The organism is Streptomyces sp. ITFR-16, assembly GCF_031844705.1.
Classification (GTDB): domain Bacteria; phylum Actinomycetota; class Actinomycetes; order Streptomycetales; family Streptomycetaceae; genus Streptomyces.
In genome coordinates, this window is record NZ_CP134609.1 from 2,693,890 (window position 1) to 2,711,806 (window position 17,917).

Below are 17,917 nucleotides of genomic sequence, written 5' to 3' on the forward strand. Positions count from 1 at the left end.
AAGAACCTATGGTGATGACTGCTGCGGGCGCAAACTATTTTTTCGACGAGTTTTTCTCACATCTCCCCGTCGGCCTCCGCGAGCCCCTCCACCCCGTCCCCACCTGCGCAGATGTCCAGGACGGCGGCGCCGAACCGGCCCAGCTTCCGCGCGCCGACCCCTGAGATCCCGGCCAGTTCGCCCTCGTCGCCCGGCACCGCTTCCGCGATGGCCATCAGCGTCTTGTCGGTGAACACGCAGTAGGCGGGCTGGCCGATTTCCCGCGCGCGGACCGCCCGCCACTGGTGCAGCCGCTCGTACAGCGCCTCGTCCATGTCCGACGGGCAGTCGTCGCAGCGCATCAGCTTCATCTCACCGGCGTCCGTGAGCGCCTTGCCGCAGACCCGGCACAGCGCGGGCCCCCGGTGCCTGCGCCGGACCGCCGCCGGGCGCTCGATGCCCCCGCCGCCGCCCGCAGCGCTCCGCCCGCCCGGCGCCGCCGAGCCGGGGCGCAGCCCGTTCAGGAAGCGGCTCGGCCGGCGCCCGGCCCGGCCGCCGGGCGAACGGGCCATCGACCAGGACAGTCCGAGGTGGAAGCGGGCGCGTGTGACGCCGACGTACAGCAGCCGGCGCTCCTCCTCGATCTGCTCGTCCGTCTTGGCGTAGGTGATCGGCATCATGCCCTCGGTCAGCCCGACGAGGAACACGGCGTCCCACTCCAGGCCCTTCGCCGAGTGCAGCGAGGCCAGGGTGACGCCCTGGACCGTGGGGGCGTGCTGGGCTGCGGCCCGCTCGTCCAGCTCGGCGACCAGGTCGGAGAGGGTCGCGCCCGGCCTGGCCCGCTCGAAGTCCTCGGCGAGGCGGACGAGCGCGGCCAGGGACTCCCAGCGGTCGCGGACCGCCCCGGAGCCGGCCGGCGGCTCGCTGCGCCAGCCCTTGGTGGAGAGCACCGCGCGGACCTCGGCGGGCAGCCCCTCCGCGTCGTCCAGCAGGGAGTCGTTGCCCCCCGCGCGGGCCGCGCCGCGCAGGGCGACGCCCGCCTCACGTACCTCCGCGCGCTCGAAGAACCGCTCCGCGCCCCTGAGCTGGTAGGGCACGCCCGCGTCGGCCAGGGCCTGTTCGTAGACCTCGGACTGCGAGTTCACCCGGTAGAGCACGGCGATCTCACCGGCGGGGACACCTGCGGCGATCAGGTCGCGGATGCGGCGGGCGGTGCCCTCCGCCTCGGCGGGCTCGTCCGCGTACTCCACGTAGGAGGGCTCGGGGCCGCGCTCGCGCTGCGAGACCAGTTCGAGGCGGTGCTCGGCGGCCCGGCCGCGGGCCTGGGCGAGCAGTCCGTTGGCCAGATGGACGACCTGGGGGGTGGAGCGGTAGTCCCGGACGAGCTTGACCACCGTGGCCCGGGGGTGGCGGGTGCGGAAGTTGAGCAGGTGGTCGGGGGTGGCTCCGGTGAAGGAGTAGATCGTCTGGCCGGCGTCACCGACCACGCAGAGGTTGTCCCGGTCGCCGAGCCAGAGGTCGAGGAGCCGCTGCTGGAGCGGGCTGACGTCCTGGTACTCGTCGACGACGAAGTGCTGGTACTGGCGGCGGACGTGGTCGGCGATGTCGTGGCGGTCCTGGAGGATGCCGACGGTCAGGAGCAGCACGTCCTCGAAGTCGATCACCGTGCGCTCGCGCTTGAGCTGCTCGTACATCGCGTAGACCTGGGAGATCTCGGCCGCGTCCCGGGGGGCGTCGCGCTGGGACTTGGCGACCACCGCCGGATAGTCGGCGGGCACGGTCTGGGTGACCTTGGCCCACTCGATCTCGCTCGTGACGTCCCGCAGTTCGTTGCGGTCGAGCCGGATGCCGCAGCGGGCCGCCGCCTCGGCCACCAGCTGGACCTTGCGCTCCAGCAGCCGGGGCAGATCGCCACCGACCGCTTTCGGCCAGAAGTACTGGAGCTGCCGCAGCGCCGCGGAGTGGAAGGTCCGCGCCTGCACCCCGCCGGCTCCGAGCTGCCGCAGCCGCCCGCGCATCTCGCCCGCGGCCCGGTTGGTGAACGTGACGGCAAGCACACTCGTCGGCTGGAGTATCCCCGCCCGCACCCCGTAGGCGATGCGGTGCGTGAGGGCCCGCGTCTTGCCCGTACCTGCCCCTGCCAGCACGCACACCGGGCCCTGCAGGGCCGTGGCGACCTCGCGCTGCTCGGGGTCGAGCCCGTCCAGGACGGCGTCGGCGGAGTCGGGGACCTGTGGGAAGAGGGTGGAGTGCGTTGCTGATGTCACCCCGCCATGCTGCCAGGTCGAAAGGGGCGGGTGCGGAGGTTGTCCACAGGGGTGCCGTATCCGTCGTACTAATCGTGGGGCGGTCGTACGGATCCGGGGCGGCCGGATACGGCGGCCGGGAATGGCGGCCGGGTTGCGCGCGTTCCCCCTTCCGTGCGGCACCGCACGTCCCGGTCTCATACGTGAGACGGACGAGACCGTTGTGGCGGACGAGACCGTGACGGGGCCGGATGGCCGGGACCGAAGAGACAGAGGAGCGCCAAGACATGCCGGGCACTGTGACGATGTACAGCACCACCTGGTGCGGCTACTGCCGTCGGCTCAAGGGCCAGATGGACCGCGAGGGCATCGCGTACACCGAGATCAACATCGAGCAGGACCCGGAGTCGGCGGCCTTCGTCGAGAAGGCGAACGACGGGAACCAGACGGTCCCGACCGTGCTCTTCCCGGACGGTTCGACGCTGACGAACCCTTCGCTGGCCCAGGTGAAGCAGAAGGTCGGCGCCTGACCGCCGTACCCCCTCCACGCACAGCAGCCCGCCGTCCCCGGCCGATACGGACCGGGGACGGCGGGCTGCTGTGCGCCCGGCCCCGCCGGGTCAGGACAGGCCGAGCTGCCGGGCCGCCGCCGTCACCGTCTGCTCCAGAAGGACCGCGATGGTCATCGGGCCGACACCGCCCGGGACCGGGGTGATCAGGCTCGCGCGCTCGGCCGCCGTAGCGAAGTCGACGTCACCGACGTTGCCCTCGTTGTAGCCCGCGTCGATCACCACCGCGCCCGGCTTGATGTCCGCGCCGCCGATGAAGCGCGGCTTGCCGACCGCGGCCACCAGGACGTCCGCCTGCCGCACGAGGGAGGCGAGGTCGGTGGTGCGGGAGTGGCAGTAGGTCACCGTGGCGTCCCGGCCGAGCAGCAGCATGCCCGCGGGCCTGCCCAGGATGGCGCTGCGGCCCACGACCACCGCGTGCTTCCCCGGCAGCGGCACCTCGTACGCGTCGAGCAGCCGCATGATGCCGCCGGGGGTGCAGGACACGAAGCCGGGGAGGCCGAAACCCATCGCCGCGAAGGCGTGCATGGTGACGCCGTCGACGTCCTTCTCCGGGGCGATGGCCTCGAAGGCGGCCCGTTCGTCGATGTGCGGCCCCATGGGGTGCTGGAGCAGGATGCCGTGCACCCCCGGGTCGTTCGACAGGGCGGTCACGGCGGCGACGACGTCCTCGGTGGTGGCGTCGGCCGGCAGCGCGACGTGCCGGGACTCGATGCCGGCCCGCGCGCACCGGTTGCGCTTCATCCTGACGTATGTCACCGAGGCCGGGTCCTCGCCGACCAGGACGGTGGCGAGACAGGGCGCGGTGCCGGTGCGCCGCAGCAGCTCCGCGGCCGAGGCGGCGCTCTCGTCGACGATCCGGCGGGCGAGGGCGGTTCCGTCCATCAGCCGGGCGGTGGTGGCAGAGCTCATCCAGGACTCCTGGGCGTACGGGCGAGCACGGCGGCCCCTCGGGCCGCGTCACATCGCGGGAACGGCGGTCGATCGCCCAGGCGCACGGCTTCGGCAGCGTCGGTGCTGCCGGTGTCCAGCGGCGGCCGCTCCCCGGTGGTGCTCCACCTCAGCGCCAGTCACGGCCCGCCTCCACTGTAGACGGCTCCGGTCAGCCCGCCCGGACCGGCTTCGGCAGCGGCTTGCCGTACCAGATCTCGATGAGGCGGGCCGCGATGGAGATGCCGAACGGGGGCAGGATCTCACCCGATTCGAAGGCGGCCGTCAGCTCGTCGCGGGAGAACCAGCGGGCCTCCTCGATCTCCTCGCCGTCCACGTTGATGTCGAAGGTCGTGGCGCGGGCCATGAAGCCGAGCATCAGGCTGGAGGGGAACGGCCAGGGCTGGCTGGCGACGTACTCGACCTCGCCGACCGTGATCCCCGCCTCCTCGAACACCTCGCGGGCCACGGACTGCTCGATCGACTCGCCGGGCTCCACGAACCCGGCGAGGGTGGAGAAACGGCCCTCGGGCCAGTGCACCTGGCGGCCCAGCAGGGCGCGGTCCTGGTCGTCGGTGACGAGCATGATGACCGCCGGATCGGTGCGCGGGTAGTGCTCGGCGCCGCACGCCTGGCAGCGGCGGATGTGGCCGGCGGCGGCGATGACGGTGCGTTCGCCGCAGCGCGAGCAGAAGCGGTGCAGCCGCTGCCAGTTCTCCAGCGCGACCGCGTGCACCATCAGGCCGGCGTCGCGGGGGCCGAGGAGCAGCCCCGCCTCGCGCAGGCCGGCGGGGCGCGCCGACTGGTCCATGCGGCCCGGCAGCGTGTCCTTCTGGAGGGCGAAGTAGCTGACGCCGTCCTCGTCCGTGCCGAGGAAGTAGCGGTGGGTCTCGGTGACGGGTGCCTCGAAGGCCGGCGTCATCACGAGTTCGGTGCCGTCGGCGGTGTCGTCGATCAGCACCTGGCCGCCGGAGACGACGAAGACCCGCGTCGACGGGTGGCTCCACGCGGCGGACAGCCATGCCTCGTCGAGGCGGTGGTGCGCGGCGCGGTCGATGCCGCTCGGCGCGGTCAGACCGATCGGACGGTCCGTGATGGCGTTGTCGAAGGTGCTCACAGGTGCTTCCTACTCCCCCGGGATGGATCGGGTGTTCAGAGGATTCAGCGGAGTGCCGCCGCCAGTTCCCCCCAGAGATGTGCCGTGGTCTCCACACCCTTGAGCAGCAGGTCGAGTTCGACCTTCTCGTTGGGGGCGTGCCAGCCGTCGGACGGTACGGAGATGCCCAGGAAGAGGACGGGTGCGCCGAGCACGTCCTGGAGGTCGGCGGCGGGTCCGGAGCCTCCTTCGCGGGTGAAGAGGACCTTCTGGCCGAAGGCCCGGCCCATGGCGCCGGCCACGGCCCGCAGGGCGGGGTGGTCCAGCGGCGTGAGGCAGGGGCGGGTGGCGGGCAGGAAGGTGATGCGGTGGCGGAGGCCGTCCGGGACCCGGTCCTCGGCCCAGGCCCGCACGGCGTCCTGGACGCGGTCGGGCTCCTGTCCCGCGACCAGCCGGAAGCTGATCTTGACGCGGGCGGACGACGGGATGATCGTCTTGCTTCCGGCGCCCTGGTAGCCGCCGCCGATGCCGTTGACCTCGGCGGTGGGGCGGGCCCAGATCCGCTCCAGCGTGGAGTAGCCGGCCTCGCCGGAGGCGGTCCGGGACCTGGCGGTGCGCAGCCAGGTGTCCTCGTCGAACGGCAGCTCGGCGAAGAGGGCGCGCTCGGTGTCGGTGAGTTCGGCCACCCCGTCGTAGAAGCCGGGGACCGCGACCCGCCCGTCCGTGTCGTGGAGGGCCGCGACGAGCCGGGCGACGGCGGTCGCCGGATTGGGCACGGCCCCGCCGAACGAGCCGGAGTGGATGTCCTGCTCCGGTCCGCGCAGTTCGATCTCGCACTCGGCCAGGCCGCGCATCCCGGTGCAGACGGTCGGGGTCGACTCGTCCCACATGCCGGTGTCGGAGACGATCACGGCGTCGGCGGCGAGGCGGCCGGCGTGCTGCTCGACCAGGGCGCGGAAGTGCGGGGAGCCGGACTCCTCCTCGCCCTCGACCAGCAGCTTGAGGTGGACGGCGGGGGCGGTGCGGCCGGTGGCGGCGAGGTGGGCCCGGACGCCGAGGGTGTGGAAGAACACCTGCCCCTTGTCGTCGGCCGCGCCGCGTCCGTACATCCGGCCGTCGCGGATCACCGGCTCGAACGGGTCGGTGTCCCAGCCGTCCTCGCGGGCGGCGGGCTGCACGTCGTGGTGTCCGTACACGAGGACCGAGGGGGCCTCCGGTTCGTCGGACGGCCACTCGGCGAAGACGGCGGGTGCCCCGTCCGTCTCCCAGATCTCGGTGACCGGGAAGCCGGTCTCCTTCAGCTTGGCGGCCAGCCACTCGGCACTGCGCCGTACGTCCCCGTCGTGCTCCGGCTGAGCGGATACGGAGGGGATGCGCAGCCACTCGGCGAGGTCGTCGAGGAAGGCTGTGCGGTGCTGCTCGGTGTACGTACGGACGGCATTGTCCGGGGTGTCGCTCATGACCTTCAGCTTATCGGGCCGTGGGAGGTGGCTCGTCCAGGAGGATGCGCTCCAGCTCCGGGCGGCCCGGGAGGCGGGCCGGGCGGACGGTCTCGCCGGTGCGGACGAAGAGGAACGCGGCCGAGACGTCGGTGAGCGGCAGTCCGTGCAGTTCGGCCCAGGCCAGCCGGTAGACGGCGAGCTGGAGGGGGTCGGCGGTGTTGGCGCGGCTGGTCTTCCAGTCGACGATCTCGTACGTGTCGCCCGTGCGGTACACCGCGTCGATCCGGCCCCGGACGACCCTGCCCGCCAGTGTGATCTGGAAGGGCGTCTCGACGCGGTACGGGGTGCGGCGGGCGTACGGGGTGCGCTCGAAGGCCTCCTTGAGCTCGGCGAGATCGCGCTCGTCTGCGATGTCGGCGTCGCTCTCGTCGCCGCCGGGCAGCTCGTCGGGGCCGAGCATGGGCAGCGGCAGCTCCTCGAAGCGGGACTCCACCCAGGCGTGGAAGCGGGTGCCCCGGCGGGCGGCGGGCTGCGGGGGGCGGGGCATGGGCCGGGCCAGCTCCTGGGCGAAGCCGTCGGGGTCGTCGGCGAGGCGCAGCAGCTGGGTCGCGGAGAGCGAGGCGGGCACGAGGACGTCGCGCACGGTGGCGCGGGCGCGGCGCAGCTCCCCGGCGAGGGCGTCGAGGTCGCGGTCCCAGGAGGCGAGGGTGCGAGCCTCCTCGGGGGTGAGCCGGGAGGGCGCCCGCTCGGGGACACGGGCCGCCGGGACGTGCGGGACGGTCGGCGGGGCGGCGGCCCGGGGCGCGTCGCCCTGCGGGGCGGCCGGGGGCGGGGCGCCGTCGCCCGGGGGGACGCTGTCGCCGCCCGCGATCCTGTCGTCGCCCGGGACCCCACCGTCGTCGGGAAACGGCTCCTCGTCCAGGAAGGGGTCGTCCTCGGGGAACAGCTCGTCGTCGGGGAACGGCTCCTCGTCCGGCAGACCTCCTGCGTCCGGGAACAGCTCGTCGGGCCCGTCCGGGAAGGCCGGGCCGCCGGCAACGACCCCGTCCGGCGCGGATGCCCCCTCCCCCGCCTCGGCCAGGGCCGTCAGATGGGCCATCACCGTGTCCGCGGCGGCCCGGCGGCGGGCCAGCGCGGTCTCGTCCAGCGGGAGCGGCCAGGCGTGGTCGGCGGCGGCTTCGGCCAGGGCCGGGTTCTCCTCGTCATCGGCGGGCTCGTCCGCCCACACCTCGATCTCGCCGTGTCCGGCCGCGCAGTGCTCGTACAGCGCGTGCAGGAAGGCGGACGGGCCGCGCGGCTTCTTCTGGTCCGGGCCCCACCAGTGGCCGGAGCCCAGGAGCAGGGTGCGGGGACGGGTGAAGGTGACGTATCCGAGGCGCAGCTCCTCGGTGTGCTGGTGCTCCTTCATCTCCTCCTTGAAGCCCTTGAGCCCCTTGGCGTCGAAGGCGAGGAGCGCGGGCAGCGTCGCCGTGTCGCCGCGCAGGGCGTGCGGCAGGACCTGGGGCTGGGAGGTCCAGGCCTCCCGGGGCCGGCTGCTGGGGAACTGGCCGGTGACCAGGCCCGGCACCGCGACGACGTCCCACTCCAGGCCCTTGGACTTGTGGGCGGTGAGGACCTTGACGGTGTTCTCGCCGCCGGGCAGCGCGTTGTCCAGGCCCTTCTCGTACTGGGCGGCGGTGCGCAGGAAGGCGAGGAAGGCGAGCAGGGTGGCCTCGCCGTCGACGGCGGCGAACCGGGCCGCGACATCGAGGAAGTTGGCCAGGGTCTCGCGGCGGCGGGCCGCCAGGGCCTGCGGGGACGCGGAGAGCTCGACCTCCAGGCCGGTGGTGGCCAGGACCCGGTGCAGCACGTCCATCAGCGGGTCGGCGAGCGAGCGGCGCAGGTCGCGCAGCTCGGTGGCGAGGCGGGCGAAGCGGATCCGGGCCTCGGTGGAGAACGGCAGCCGGTCGTCCTCCTCGCCCCCGGAGTCGAGGAAGGTGTCCAGGGCGTCGGCGAGGGAGATCACCTCGGCCGGGTCCACCCCTTCGACGGCCTCGGCGAGCCGGCGGTCGGGGTCGAAGTCGGGGTCGTCGCCATGGGCGGCGCGGTGGACGAGGAGGCGGGCGCGGCGGCCGAGCAGGGCCAGGTCGCGGGGGCCGATGCGCCAGCGGGGGCCGGTGAGCAGCCGGACCAGGGAGGCGTTGGCCCCCGGGTCCTGGAGGACTTCGCAGACGGCGACGAGGTCCGCGACCTCGGGCAGGTGCAGCAGCCCGGAGAGGCCGACGACCTCGACCGGGATGTCCCTGGCGACCAATGCGGCCTGGATCTGCGGGAAGTCGCCCGCCGTGCGGCACAGGACGGCGATCTCGCCGGGTGCCTTGCCGGTGCGCACGAGGTGGGCGATCGAGTCCGCGAGCCAGTCGATCTCCTCCGCGTGGGTGCGCAGCAGCGCGCAGCGGACCAGGCCGTCGCGCTCGGCGCCGGGTGCGGGGCGCAGTGCCTCGACGCCCTGGTGCATGGCGCGCAGGGGTGCGGCCAGGCCGTTGGCGAGGTGGAGGAGGCGGCCGCCGCTGCGGCGGTTCTCGCTGAGGGAGTAGCGGGTGGCCGGGGTGCCGTCGGCGTGCGGGAAGTGGCTCGGGAAGTCGTCGAGGTTGGCGACGGAGGCGCCGCGCCAGCCGTAGATGGCCTGGCAGGGGTCGCCGACGGCGGTGACGGCGTGGCCGGACGGAGCGGTTGCGGCGCCCGCTGTGTCCTCGGGGCCTTCAGGACTCCCGGGGCCCCGCCCGAAGAGGGCGGAGAGCAGCAGGCGCTGGGCTACGGAGGTGTCCTGGTACTCGTCGAGGAGGACGACCCGGTACGCGTCGCGCAGGATCGCGCCGACCTCGGGGCGGGTGAGGGCGAGCTGCGCGGACAGCGCGATCTGGTCGCCGAAGTCCATCAGGTCGCGGCTGCGCTTCGCCTCCCGGTAGGCCCGGGTCAGGGAGAGCAGCTCGCGGCGGGCCTCGGCGGTCTCGGGGATTTTGCGCAGTTCGGCGTTGCTGAGCCGGGCGGTCTCCAGCTCGTGGAGCAGTTCCGTGTCGTACTCCGCGAGCCGGTCGGGGCGTACGAGGTGTTCGGCCAGCTCGGCGTCGAGGGCCAGCAGGTCGCTGACCAGGGTGGGGAACGACCTGGTCAGGGCGGGGTACGGCCCGGGGGCCTCGCGCAGGACGCGGGCGGCGAGCTGGTAGCGGGTGGCGTCGGCGAGCAGGCGGGTGGTGGGTTCGAGCCCGATGCGCAGCCCGTGCTCGGTCAGCAGCCGCCCGGCGAAGGCGTGGTACGTGGAGATACTGGGTTCGCCCGGGGGGTTGTCGGGGTCGATGGTCTCCGGGTCGGTGACCCCGGCGGCGACCAGGGCCCTGCGGACGCGCTCGGCCAGCTCGCCGGCCGCCTTGTTGGTGAAGGTGAGCCCGAGGACCTGCTCGGGGGCGACCTGCCCGGTGCCGACCAGCCACACCACGCGGGCGGCCATCACCGTGGTCTTCCCCGACCCGGCTCCGGCCACGATCACCTGCGGGGCGGGCGGCGCGGTGATGCACGCCGTCTGCTCCGGGGTGAAGGGGATCCCGAGAAGCTCCTTGAGCTGCTCGGGATCGGTGATGCGTGAGGACACTCCACAGAGGCTAACCGGACCCGCCGACAACCCACGAAGGCCGCGGCCGGGCGCACCCGGAGGGGGCCGGGGGGCACGCGTGCCGCGAGGGACCGTCTAAATTATCGGCTTGTCGCATCAACAGCCTTACGAGGACGGTCCTATGAGCGCCGACGTACCCGCCCCCGACGCCGCCGGTCTCAGGGAGCGCATCGACACCACGAAGGCGCACCCGGCCCGGGTCTACGACGTGTTCCTCGGCGGCAAGGACAACTATCCGGCCGACCGCGAGGCCGCGGCCGCGGCGCTGGCCGCCAACCCCCGCGCATACCTCACCGTGCGGCACAACCGGGACTTCATGCGGCGGGCGGTGACCCTCGCGGCGAAGGAGGGCGTCCGGCAGTTCCTGGACATCGGTACGGGGCTGCCGACCCAGCGGAACGTGCACCAGATCGCCCAGTCCGTCGCCCCCGACGCCCGGGTGGTGTACGTCGACAACGACCCGGTCGTCCTCGTCCACGCGCAGGCGCTGCTCACCAGCGGTCCCGAGGGCCGCACGGACTACGTCGAGGCCGATCTGCGCGAGCCCGTCCGGATCCTCGACGCCGCCCGCCGCACCCTCGACTTCGGCCGGCCCGTCGCCCTGGTGCTCGCCGCGGTCCTCCACTTCATCGAGGACGAGGTGGCGTACCCGGTCGTGACGCGGCTCGTCGACGCCCTCGCACCCGGCAGCCTGCTCGTCCTGAGCAATGTCGGCTCGGATCTCAACCCGGAGCAGGTCGGCACCATCACCAAGGCGTTCAAGGAGCGCGGCTTCGCCATGGTGCGCCGCTCGCACGCCCAGGTGGCGCGGTTCGTGACCGACAACGGTCTGGAGCTGCTGGAACCCGGTGTCGTCCCGGTCCACCGCTGGCGTCCCGAGCCGGTGGTGGACCTGGCGGAGTCGGCGGACCCCGATCCGGAGTTCGTGGCGGGCCTGGACGAGCTGGACCGTACGCGCTACCGGGGGATCAACGCCGTCACGGACGCGGACGTCAGCGTCTACGGAGTGGTGGCCCGCAAGGTCTGACGCCCACCGCCCGCAGGCTCCGGCCCCCTACACCGCCCGCCCGCACGGTCCGGGCCTCACTCCAGGACGTGCCGGCCCTCCGGCTGCGCACTGCACGAGGCCCTGAAGGTGCAGTGGGCGCAGTGCTGGCCGGTCGTGGGCGTGAACCGTTCGTCCAGGACACGGCCTGCGGCGGTCGCCAGCAGGTCGGAGACCCACTCCCCGTCGGGCGGCTCCTGGGCCTGCACCTTGGGCACCGCGGCGCCGCCCTCCTTCTCGGGGGCGGGCCGGCGCAGCTGGACGAGTTCGGCGCCTCCCGGTTCGGGGCGCCTGCCGTCGAAGACGTCGTCGACCGCCCCTTCCCGCACGGCCAGCTGGTACACGGCGAGCTGGGGGTGGCGGGCGACCTCGTCCTTCGTCGGGGCCTGCTTGCCGGTCTTGAAGTCGACGACATAGGCGCGGCCCTCGGTGTCCCGCTCCACCCGGTCCATGGAGCCCCGGATGCGCACCTCGTACTCCCCCGCCTCCAGCGTCACGTCGAAGTCGTGCTCACTGGCGGCCGGGGTGCGGCCGGTGCGGTCCATGACGTGCCAGCGCAGGAAGCGCTCCAGGGCGACGCGTGCCTGCTCCTTCTCCTGGCGCGACTTCCAGGGGGCGTCGAAGACCAGCCCGTCCCAGACCGAGTCGAGCCGCTCCATGAGGACGGCCAGATCGGCGGGCGTACGGCCGGAGGCGACCTCGTCGGCCAGGACGTGGACGACGTTGCCGAAGCCCTGGGCGGCGGTCGCGGGCGCGTCGGCCTTGACCTCGCGGCCCAGGAACCACTGGAGGGCGCAGGTGTTGGCGAGCTGGCCGAGCGCGCTGCCGGACAGGGCGACGGGCTGGTCCCGGTCGCGCAGCGGAACGGCCGAGCGGGTCGGCTCGTACAGCCCCCACCAGCGGTACGGATGGGCCGCGGGCACCAGCGGCCTGCCCTCCTCGTCGGCGAGCGCGGCGAGGCGGGCGAGGCGGTGGGCGGCCTCCTCGCGCAGGGCGTCGGAGGCGTCCGGGTCGACGGTGGTGGCGCGCAGCTCGGCGACCAGGGCCGCGACGGCGAGGGGGCGGCGGGGGCGGCCGGTGACGTCACGGGGCTCGACGCCCAGCTCGGTGAGGAAGCGGGACGGCTGGTCGCCGTCGTCGGCGGGCGCCTTGACCGCGGTGACGACCAGGCGCTCGCGGGCGCGGGTCGCCGCCACGTAGAAGAGCCTGCGCTCCTCCGCCAGGAGGGCGCCGGGGGTGAGGGGTTCGGCGAGGCCGTCCCGGCCGATCCGGTCCGCTTCGAGCAGCGAGCCGCGGCGGCGCAGGTCGGGCCAGAGGCCCTCCTGCACCCCGGCGACGACGACCAGGCGCCACTCCAGGCCCTTGGAGCGGTGGGCGGTCATCAGCCGGACGGCGTCCGGCCGCACGGCGCGCCGGGAGAGGGTGTCGGCGGCGATGTCCTGGGCGTCGACCTCCTCCAGGAAGTTGAGCGCGCCCCGGCCGCCGGTGCGCTCCTCGGCGCGGGCTGCGGCCTCGAAGAGCGCGCAGACCGCGTCGAGGTCACGGTCCGCGTTGCGCCCGCCCGCCCCACCGCCCAGGGCGGCGCGCTCGAGCCGGCCCGGCCAGGGGGTGCCGGACCACAGCGCCCACAGGGCCTCCTCGGCGGTGCCGCCGGATTCGAGCAGCTCGCGCGCCGTGTTCAGCAGCGCGCCGAGGCGCTGTGCGCCGCGGGCGTACGCCGGATCGTGCGCCACCAGCCGCTCCGGCTCGGCGAGCGCGCGGGCCAGCAGCTCGCCGGAGGGCGCGGGCACCCGGTTGCCGGCGGCCCGCTCCTCGTCGCGCAGGGCCCGGCCGAGCCGGCGCAGATCGGCGGCGTCCATGGCGCCGAGCGGGGAGGCGAGGAGGGCCAGCGCGGTCTCGGTGTCCAGCCAGGGCTGCGGGGTGGGTGCCGCCTCCTCGCCGTCCCCGTCCGAGCCGTCCGCCGCGCCCGGCGCGCTCCGGCGCAGCGCCGCCGCGGCCACCGTGCGCAGGGCGGTCAGCAGCGGGGCCACCGCCGGTTCGTGGCGCAGGGGCAGATCGTCGCCGTCGACCTCCAGCGGGACGCCCGCCGAGGTCAGCGCCCGGCGCACGGCGGGGATCGTGCGCCCGCCGGCGCGGACCAGGACCGCCATCTCGCTCCAGGGCACGCCGTCCTCCAGATGCGCCCGGCGCAGCAGGTCGGCGATGTTGTCCAGCTCGGTGGAGGCCGTCGGATAGGTGTACGTCTCGACGCTGCCGCCCTCGCGGACCGCGCCCAGCTCCCGGTGGGCGCGGACCTTCGCCGACGGCAGCCGGGTGAGCGGCATCCGCCGGGTGAGCAGCCGGGTCGCGGCGAGCAGCCGGTCACCCGAGCGGCGCGAGGTGGTGAGCACGCCGACCGGGGCCGGGGCGCCGTCCGCGCGCCGGAACACCTCGGGGAAGTCGAGAATGCCGTTCACGTCGGCGCCCCGGAACGCGTAGATCGACTGGTCCGGGTCGCCGAACGCGATCAGGTCACGCCCGCCGCCGCCCCCCGGCGCACGCCCCCGGTTCCCGGCCAGCGCGTGCAGCAGCCGGACCTGGGCGGGGTCGGTGTCCTGGTACTCGTCGACGAACACCGCGTCGTAGCTGCCGGCCAGCAGCGCCGACACCTCGGGGCGCTCGGCGAGCAGCACCGCGCGGTGGACCAGCTCCGCGTAGTCCAGCACCCCCTGGGCGTCCAGCACATCGAGGTACTCGGCGAGGAACGCGGCGGCGGCGCCCCAGTCGGGCCGGCCGGTGCGGCGGGCGAAGTCGGCGAGGGCGTCCGGGCCGAGCCCCAGCTCGCGGCTGCGGGCGAGCACGGCACGCACCTCGTCGGCGAAGCCGCGCGTCGTCAGGCAGGCGCGCAGCTCGTCGGGCCAGCGGATGTGCTCGTGGCCCTGCTTCTCCAGGTCGAGCTGGCCTGCCAGCAGATCGCGGACCGTGACGTCCTGCTCCGGTCCGGACAGCAGCCGCAGCGGGTCGGCGAAGAGGTCGGCGTCCTGGTGGGCGCGGACCAGGGCGTAACAGAAGGAGTGGAAGGTGGTGGCCTGCGGTCCGCGCACGGCGCCGAGCCGGGCGGCCATCCGGTCGCGCAGCTCGACGGCGGCCTTGCGGCTGAAGGTGAGGACGAGGATGCGGGCCGGGTCGGCGCCCCGGGCGATGCGGGCGGCGACGGCCTCGACGAGCGTGGTCGTCTTGCCGGTGCCGGGTCCGGCGAGCACCAGCAGCGGCCCGCCCGGGTGGTCAACCACCGCGCGCTGCGCCGCGTCCAGGAGAGGGGGATCCACGGAGCCCGGCAGGGTACGCACCAGCCGGTACGCGCCCGCGGTCCGCCGCCGTGCCTGACGGTGCGGACTGTGCCGGGTGGTGGAGGAGGAGCTCACGTGGGATCGCCGGTCCTGGTGGGTGTACGGGGGGTGCGGGCGCGGTGCCTGCCGCGAACTGACGACGCTACTCCGGCGAGGGCCCCGATTGCGGCGGGACGGCTGCGGGGCTCGTCACGTTCCGCGAACGGCTCCGCGCGGCGCGACGGCTCCGCGCCGCACGGTCCCGGCTGCGCCGGATGCGCGCGTGGATGGCCGAAGCTGTCAGGTGTGAGCTCCCCCGCCGCCGTCGCCGTCCGGATCCGGGCCGCCGGTCCTCCCGTCCCACCGCGCGCGTCTCATGTCCAGGCGCGGGACGTGGCCCTCCGCGCTGCGCGGGGCCTCGCGCAGCGGGGTGCCCTCCTCGCGGTAGCGGGCCAGCGCGCGCAGTTCGTGGCCGGGCAGCAGGGTGCCGTCGGCGCGCACCACGCGCCACCAGGGCGCGGCCGCCCCGTACAGCGCCATGACCCGGCCGACCTGGCGCGGGCCGCCCTCCCCGAGCCACTCCGCGACATCGCCGTAGGTCATGACGCGGCCGGGCGGGATCAGATCGGCGACGTCGAGCACGCGCTCCGCGTACTCCGGCAGCGCGTCGCCCGTCGGGTGTTCGCTCATCCGGCCCATCCTGCCGTATGCCACCGACAGTCCGGCCGCTTCCGTGTCCGCGCGCACACGCAGCGTGCGGACGGCGGGAAAGGAGCGTATCTTGCGCATCGCGCGCCCCCGCCGCGCACCCTGATGGCCCCCTCCGTCGGCCGGCCGTGCCACCATCATGGGCGGTGACCGGTGATACGAGAACACGAAGACCAACCAGAGGCGACGAAGGAGCAGGGCGTGCAGCCACCCAAGGCGGCCGACGCCTCTGATGCCGAGCCGCGCCCGGACGGGGCCCGGCAGGAGCCGGACGCGGGCGCGGAGATCCCCTCCGGGCATCTGGCCGGCTCGACGCTCTCGACCTCCGACGAGGCGCCGGCCGAGCGCGTCTCGGGGGACGAACCCCTGCTTCCCGCCCGGGTGCACCGCCCCTCCGACCTGCTGCGGCTCCTCATCGGGGTGCTGGCGGTCGTCGTGCTGTTCTCCGTCGCCGCCTTCGCCCACGGCACGACCACCGGGCTCGAACAGGACATCAACAAGGGCACCGGCCAGGCGCCCGATCTGCTCATCAAGCTCGCCGGTCTGGTCTCCAGCATCGCGGTGCTGCTCGTCCCGGTCGCCTTCGCCATCGAGCGCCTGATCAAACGCGACGGGCTGAGGATCGCCGACGGTGTGCTGGCCGCCGTGCTGGCGCACGGGGTGACGCTCGCCACGGACCTGTGGGTCGCCAAGTCGGCCTCCGGCACCATCCAGGACGCGCTGACCCAGCCGCAGCCCGGTGACGCGCTCACCGATCCCGTCCACGGCTACCTCGCCCCGGTGATCGCCTATATGACGGCGGTCGGCATGGCGAGACGGCCGCGCTGGCGGGTCGTGCTGTGGGTGGTGCTGCTCCTGGACGCGTTCGCCATGCTGGTCGGTGGCTACACCACCCCGTTCTCCATCGTCCTGACGGTGCTGATCGGCTGGACGGTGGCGTACGGCACGCTGTACGCGGTCGGCTCGCCGAACGTCCGGCCCACCGGCCAGCACCTGATGGCCGGGCTGCGCCACGTCGGCTTCCGGCCGGTCACCGCCATGCGCGCCGAGGACGCCCCCGACTCCGGCGACCAGAGCGACCGGGGACGCCGCTATCTGGTCTCGCTGGAGGACGGGCCTCCGCTCGATGTCACGGTCGTCGACCGCGAGCAGCAGGCCCAGGGCTTCTTCTACCGGGTGTGGCGCAGGCTCACCCTGCGCGGCATCACCCAGCGGCGGTCCATCCAGTCGCTGCGCCAGGCGCTGGAGCAGGAGGCGCTGCTCGCGTACGCGGCGATCGCCGCCGGGGCCAACGCCCCCAAGCTGATCGCCACCTCCGAGCTGGGCCCCGACGCCGTGATGCTGGTGTACGAGCACATCGGCGGGCGCTCCCTGGACGCGCTGGAGGACACCGAGATCACCGACGACCTGGTGCGCGGCGCCTGGCGTCAGGTGCAGGCCCTCCAGTCGCGGCGGATCGCGCACCGCAGACTGACCGGTGACGCCATCCTGGTGGATCGTTTTGGCAAGGTCTTCGTCACGGATCTGCGCGGCGGCGAGATCGCGGCCGGTGACCTGGTCCTGCGCATGGACATCGCCCAGCTGCTGACCACCACCGGGCTGCGGATCGGCGCCGAGCGCGCCGTGGCGGCCGCGCTGGCGGTCCTCGGCCCGGACGCCGTCGCGGACTGTCTGCCGCTGCTCCAGCCGATCGCGCTCAGCCGCTCCACCCGGGCGCAGCTGCGCCGGCTCGCCCGCGAGCGTTCGCAGCGCGAGCGCGAGGCCGTCCTCGACGCGTCGGACGCCGCCAAGCGGGCCAGGGCCGAGGACGCCGAGCTGTCCAAGGGCGGCCGCAAGGCGGCACGCAAGTCGCTGCGCACCGAGAAGCAGGCCGAGAAGCGCGCCATGGACGACGCGCTGGACGAGGCCCGCGAGGAGGACCTGCTCACCCAGATCCGCCGCGAGGTGCTGCTGATCCGGCCGCAGGCCCCGGTCGAGCCGGTCCGTCTCGAACGCATCAAGCCGCGCACCCTGCTCAGCTTCATCGCCGGCGCCATCGCCGCGTACTTCCTGATCTCGCAGGTCACCGAGGCCGACTTCGGCGCGGTGGTCGAGCAGGCGGAGTGGGGCTGGGTGGCAGCCGCGCTCGGTTTCTCCGCGCTCAGCTATGTCGCGGCCGCGATGAGCCTGCTGGGCTTCGTGCCCGAGCGGGTGCCGTTCCGCAAGACGGTGGTGGCCCAGGTCGCCGGGTCGTTCGTCAAGATCGTGGCCCCGGCCGCGGTGGGCGGCGTCGCGCTGAACACCCGGTTCCTCCAGCGCTCCGGGGTCCGCCCGGGGCTCGCGGTCGCCAGCGTCGGGGCCTCCCAGCTGTTCGGCCTCGGCTGCCACATCCTGCTGCTGGGCACCTTCGGCTATCTCACCGGCACCGAGAAGACCCCGTCCTCGCTCACCCCGTCCAGGACCGTGATCGCGGGCCTGCTGACCGTCGCCGTGCTGGTGCTGGTCGTGACAGCGATCCCGTTCCTGCGGAAGTTCGTGGTCACCCGGGTCCGCTCGCTGTTCGCCGGAGTCGTGCCGCGCATGCTCGACGTCGTGCAGCGTCCGCAGAAGCTGCTCACCGGCATCGGCGGGATGCTGCTGCTGACCGGCCTGTTCGTGATGTGCCTGGACGCGTCGATCCGGGCGTTCAGCGGCCCGGACACCCCGCATCTGAGCTACGCGAGCATCGCGGTGGTCTTCCTCGCCGGCAACGCGCTGGGGTCGGCGGCCCCGACGCCGGGCGGGATGGGCGCCGTCGAGGGTGCGCTGACGCTGGGTCTGATCGCGGTCGGCCTGCCGAAGGAGGTCGCGGCCCCCGCCGTGCTGCTGTTCCGGCTGATGACCCTGTGGCTGCCGGTCCTGCCGGGCTGGCTCTGCTTCAACCACCTGACCCGCAAGGGCGAGCTCTAGACCGACCCGCGTGCAGG

At 74.0% G+C, this 17,917-nt stretch carries 10 protein-coding genes; 3 read left to right on the forward strand and 7 right to left on the reverse strand.

Annotated elements, in window-relative coordinates; all coding sequences use genetic code 11:
- Positions 1-56: 56 nt before the first annotated feature.
- Complete coding sequence (locus tag RLT58_RS11840; protein ID WP_311310356.1) at positions 57-2,246, reverse strand: ATP-dependent DNA helicase UvrD2; 2,190 nt, start codon at positions 2,244-2,246, stop codon at positions 57-59.
- Between the two features lie 266 nt (positions 2,247-2,512).
- On the opposite strand from RLT58_RS11840, the gene RLT58_RS11845 reads away from it, so the two are divergent.
- The gene (locus RLT58_RS11845; protein WP_311310357.1) at positions 2,513-2,755 is read left to right on the forward strand and encodes a mycoredoxin; all 243 of its coding nucleotides are present in this window, start codon (positions 2,513-2,515) and stop codon (positions 2,753-2,755) included.
- Between the two features lie 90 nt (positions 2,756-2,845).
- Here the strand turns inward: RLT58_RS11845 and RLT58_RS11850 are convergent, their stop codons facing one another.
- From RLT58_RS11850 to RLT58_RS11865, 4 genes are all read right to left on the reverse strand, one after another.
- Positions 2,846-3,706: a bifunctional 5,10-methylenetetrahydrofolate dehydrogenase/5,10-methenyltetrahydrofolate cyclohydrolase gene (locus RLT58_RS11850; RefSeq protein WP_311310358.1), complete on the reverse strand. Its 861-nt coding sequence runs from the start codon at positions 3,704-3,706 to the stop codon at positions 2,846-2,848.
- 190 nt (positions 3,707-3,896) lie between these two features.
- Positions 3,897-4,841: an NAD(+) diphosphatase gene (gene nudC, locus RLT58_RS11855; RefSeq protein ID WP_311310359.1), complete on the reverse strand. Its 945-nt coding sequence runs from the start codon at positions 4,839-4,841 to the stop codon at positions 3,897-3,899.
- Between the two features lie 44 nt (positions 4,842-4,885).
- Complete coding sequence (locus RLT58_RS11860; RefSeq protein ID WP_311310360.1) at positions 4,886-6,280, reverse strand: dipeptidase; 1,395 nt, start codon at positions 6,278-6,280, stop codon at positions 4,886-4,888.
- Positions 6,281-6,290: 10 nt separating this feature from the next.
- Positions 6,291-9,890, reverse strand: coding sequence for an ATP-dependent helicase (locus tag RLT58_RS11865; RefSeq protein WP_311310361.1), 3,600 nt, complete (start codon positions 9,888-9,890; stop codon positions 6,291-6,293).
- 142 nt (positions 9,891-10,032) lie between these two features.
- Here RLT58_RS11865 and RLT58_RS11870 point away from each other — a divergent pair, with 142 nt between their 5' ends.
- Positions 10,033-10,938 (forward strand): SAM-dependent methyltransferase, encoded by a 906-nt coding sequence (locus tag RLT58_RS11870; protein WP_311310362.1) that lies wholly within the window; start codon positions 10,033-10,035, stop codon positions 10,936-10,938.
- A 56-nt stretch (positions 10,939-10,994) separates the two neighbouring features.
- Here the strand turns inward: RLT58_RS11870 and RLT58_RS11875 are convergent, their stop codons facing one another.
- Entirely contained in the window at positions 10,995-14,360 is a 3,366-nt protein-coding gene (locus RLT58_RS11875) for an ATP-dependent helicase (protein WP_311310363.1), read from the reverse strand.
- A 204-nt stretch (positions 14,361-14,564) separates the two neighbouring features.
- Positions 14,565-14,954: an MGMT family protein gene (locus RLT58_RS11880; protein WP_399131870.1), complete on the reverse strand. Its 390-nt coding sequence runs from the start codon at positions 14,952-14,954 to the stop codon at positions 14,565-14,567.
- A gap of 219 nt (positions 14,955-15,173) precedes the next feature.
- On the opposite strand from RLT58_RS11880, the gene RLT58_RS11885 reads away from it, so the two are divergent.
- Positions 15,174-17,900, forward strand: a complete 2,727-nt coding sequence (locus tag RLT58_RS11885; protein ID WP_311310364.1) for a lysylphosphatidylglycerol synthase domain-containing protein — start codon at positions 15,174-15,176, stop codon at positions 17,898-17,900.
- The last annotated feature ends 17 nt before the right edge of the window (positions 17,901-17,917 follow it).